This window comes from Segatella copri (assembly GCF_009494395.1).
GTDB lineage: Bacteria > Bacteroidota > Bacteroidia > Bacteroidales > Bacteroidaceae > Prevotella.
In genome coordinates, this window is sequence record NZ_VZCB01000061.1 from 1 (window position 1) to 2,928 (window position 2,928).

Here is a 2,928-nt window from a genome sequence, read left to right on the forward strand (position 1 = left end):
TGTCTCTTCACTGAGGCTGGACGTGACAGATGGGCATGAGCCGAGGAGGAGAGAAATCTTTTCTTCGGCTCTTCTTATGTCTGGCGGAAAAGTGCTCTGAGGTTTTCGTATTTTTATGCAAGTTTCCATTTGTTCTCAAATTCGGAAGTTATGGACTTGTTTGAGAATGATATTTTACAATCCGCTTGCGGTAAAGTGTAAATTAGGCTTACTGGGGGGAAGCCTAATTCCCCCTTTTGCCTTTTTGGGCAAATGGGTGCACCTCAAAATTTGGTAAACAAATTTGACTTTATGCGGCAAGCCGTGAGGTGCTTAGGCTCTCCGAGGGCGAAAGGGATTACTCCCTCTCGACACCCTCTGGAAAGACAAAACTATAACTTTTTTGTGGCTAAACTATAACGCCCGATTACTTGATATTATAGTCTGTTTTCAGTATCCATCGAGCCATCTTGGCAAGTGAAGCACCAGAGAAATCCTTCTGAAGCTCCAGGAGTTTATGATAAATCGGGGTAACCTTCTCAATCTCGAGTTCGAGCTGTTTGCTCACTCTCTCGATATACTTTGGGTCTTTCTTGATGGTGGCACGAAGGAAAGTGAGGATACCACGGTACTCCTTCAGAACCTCGTCTGCAGCTTCCTTCTGCTTCCTCTGGTTCTCTCTGGTATGTACGAAGAACTCAAAGTGCGCCTTCTCTCCTCGACCATCTTGAACGTAATCAAACCAGAGGTCGCACTGATTCTCGTCATAGGCTGCCTTTAGCTCTTTCTGTGCAACGTTAATGACATACTGCTTAAACAAAGGGAGAAGTGGGTATTTGTCTTCGAGCATAAACATTGTTCGAAGTTGGTTTATTGTCTTGCCAAACTTACCCATGTTTCGATATTGGCAGCACAACTCATAGAAGCGTTGTGAGTAGATGCTTTTGAGGGATATTGCAACGAGAAGGGAATACTCTGTATAGTGTCGTGAAAGCTCTACTAGATATGGCATGAGGTCACGGCTGACTTCGACTTCATAAACCTTCTCCTTTGCAATATACTTAGCTTGATTGATGAAACCACAATACAGCCAGTTACCCTCTTCGTCCTCAAATTCTATAGTTTTGTTTCTGAGGTTTCTGAGAGCTTGTCTTGCTTCCTTCGTGTGCTTCTCGTCCCTTATGAGGGTTATATCCTTAGGGTAAATTTTTACCCTCATATTCTCGAACTCTGTGCGAGGTGGTTCTCTCTCGATGTAGTTCTTGCGAACGTTCTTAATTACAACCAGAAAAGCATTTTTTTCGGTCGGAGTAAACTTATACCTTGATTCCGTTAACGGGTTTCCCTGACGGAGAAGTATATCTTTCTTTTCTTCTGCCATAGCTTTACAAATTGAAGTTATTAATCTTGTTGAATATCTCTACTTCGCCGAGAGTTGTCTTTGAAAGATGCTCTCGCATGGCTGCACGAAGCTGAGAGAACTCCTCCCAGCTTAACACCACTTCGCTGTTTAATCTGTCTGATTTCATATCTTTGAACGTTTTATTGTTATTTTCGGGTGCAAAGATAATAAAATATAAGTAAAGAAGTGAAGCCTTATAGTTAAAAACTCATAAATCAGTAAAAAAAGTCCCCAAAAACTTATAATTTACCCCCCAAAAACTTATAGTTTATCCCCAAAAACTTATAGTTTGAAAAATCTTAACACAGATAAATGTTTGAAAATGAGGCGGTTGCGGGATTTTTTGAGAGAGGGGAAAAACTAGATAAAAAACTAGATAAAAAACTACCCGATAAAATGCCCTCGTTTTTTGTCTGGTTTTTGGGATTTTTAGGGGCGAGGGACAAGCCCTCGCGGCGCGAGCGGTTGCGTTTCTTGCTCCCGTTGCTTGAAAGGGTGGGTGGAATGTGGGTGTGGGAATGGTTGGACAGGTTGATAATTTTATAAACAGCTTTTTGTGCGTGTTAAAATTTGTGAAAAAGGTGTACCAAATTGGTTTCTTTATTATCTTTGCAGCAGAAATTCAAATACAAGAAACAATGGAAGTAGTAAGTACAAGAGAATTTAGAGCCAACCAAAAGAAGTATTTCGGCATGGCGAACAAAGGTGAGGACATCATCTTGAAGTCAAGAAATTGGGGAAGCTTTAGGCTCGTCCCAATCTCCCAGAACGACATCGTGACCAACAAGCCAGACCTCACAGAGCGTATTTGTCAAGCTATTCGTGAAGTGAAGCTGATGAGAGAAGGCAAGATTAAAGAACTTTCAATGGATGAACTGCTCGATGAACTTTAAAGTCATACCTACGCCAACATTTGCCAAGAGCCTTAAAGCATTGGCAAAACGACACAAGTCTATGAAAGCAGATATGGATGCTTTCAGGAAGTCCTTGGAGGAAGATCCGTTCCAGGGAACAGAGCTAACTCCTGGTGTGCGCAAAATACGAATGGCAATCACCTCAAAGGGTGGCGGAAAGTCTGGAGGAGCCAGAGTGATAACCTACAACGTGCTGACCACAGAGCAGGACGGAAAGGTGTATCTGATGGAAATCTATGACAAGTCAGATGCTCAAACAGTGAAGTTGAATGTCATCAAGGAGTGGATTAAAGAGCTTTAGACATGCTTTTTGAGCGTTTTGAAGCGATTTAGGGGCTTTGGTGGTGAAATTCCATACGAAAAACGAGAAAACGGCTTAGAGTGGCTAGAAAGTGGCTGTTTTGATGTTTTTCGCATCTATTGCGGCTTGTTGCCGGTGTTTTTCAAGGGTAGTTAGAGTTATACAGGTTAATTTTTCCGCTGTCGTTATGTGCTATTAAGTTAGTTTTTGTCTCATCATTGAGGCTGGACGTCTTCAGCGGATGCCCATTGTTGTTGTGTGCGATTAAGTTCGTGTTTGTCTCTTCACTGAGGCTGGACGTGACAGATGGGCATGAGCCGAGGAGGAGAGAA

The 2,928-nt window shown here is 42.3% G+C and carries 6 protein-coding genes; 3 read left to right on the forward strand and 3 right to left on the reverse strand.

Annotated features, from left to right (window positions below):
• Positions 1-406: 406 nt before the first annotated feature.
• Positions 407-1,360, reverse strand: coding sequence for a replication initiation protein (locus tag F7D73_RS08175; protein ID WP_153123759.1), 954 nt, complete (start codon positions 1,358-1,360; stop codon positions 407-409).
• A 4-nt stretch (positions 1,361-1,364) separates the two neighbouring features.
• Positions 1,365-1,508 (reverse strand): hypothetical protein, encoded by a 144-nt coding sequence (locus tag F7D73_RS08180; protein WP_153123761.1) that lies wholly within the window; start codon positions 1,506-1,508, stop codon positions 1,365-1,367.
• A 185-nt stretch (positions 1,509-1,693) separates the two neighbouring features.
• Here F7D73_RS08180 and F7D73_RS08185 point away from each other — a divergent pair, with 185 nt between their 5' ends.
• The 3 genes from F7D73_RS08185 to F7D73_RS08195 all read left to right on the forward strand — a co-directional run bounded on the left by F7D73_RS08185 (position 1,694) and on the right by F7D73_RS08195 (position 2,596).
• Positions 1,694-1,927, forward strand: coding sequence for a hypothetical protein (locus F7D73_RS08185; RefSeq protein ID WP_153123763.1), 234 nt, complete (start codon positions 1,694-1,696; stop codon positions 1,925-1,927).
• A 92-nt stretch (positions 1,928-2,019) separates the two neighbouring features.
• Positions 2,020-2,274 (forward strand): prevent-host-death family protein, encoded by a 255-nt coding sequence (locus F7D73_RS08190; protein WP_153123764.1) that lies wholly within the window; start codon positions 2,020-2,022, stop codon positions 2,272-2,274.
• A gap of 61 nt (positions 2,275-2,335) precedes the next feature.
• Positions 2,336-2,596, forward strand: a complete 261-nt coding sequence (locus F7D73_RS08195; RefSeq protein WP_334644801.1) for a hypothetical protein — start codon at positions 2,336-2,338, stop codon at positions 2,594-2,596.
• A gap of 142 nt (positions 2,597-2,738) precedes the next feature.
• Here F7D73_RS08195 and F7D73_RS16200 read toward each other — a convergent pair.
• On the reverse strand, positions 2,739-2,928 hold a 190-nt coding region (locus F7D73_RS16200), incomplete at its 5' end, for a hypothetical protein (protein WP_228117673.1).

Coding starts and splice junctions, on each gene's coding strand:
- F7D73_RS08175 (WP_153123759.1), bottom strand. CDS start 1,360: ATGGCAGAAGAAAAGAAAGATATACTTCTCCGTCAGGGAAACCCGTTA.
- F7D73_RS08195 (WP_334644801.1), top strand. CDS start 2,336: ATGAAAGCAGATATGGATGCTTTCAGGAAGTCCTTGGAGGAAGATCCG.
- F7D73_RS08190 (WP_153123764.1), top strand. CDS start 2,020: ATGGAAGTAGTAAGTACAAGAGAATTTAGAGCCAACCAAAAGAAGTAT.
- F7D73_RS08180 (WP_153123761.1), bottom strand. CDS start 1,508: ATGAAATCAGACAGATTAAACAGCGAAGTGGTGTTAAGCTGGGAGGAG.
- F7D73_RS08185 (WP_153123763.1), top strand. CDS start 1,694: ATGTTTGAAAATGAGGCGGTTGCGGGATTTTTTGAGAGAGGGGAAAAA.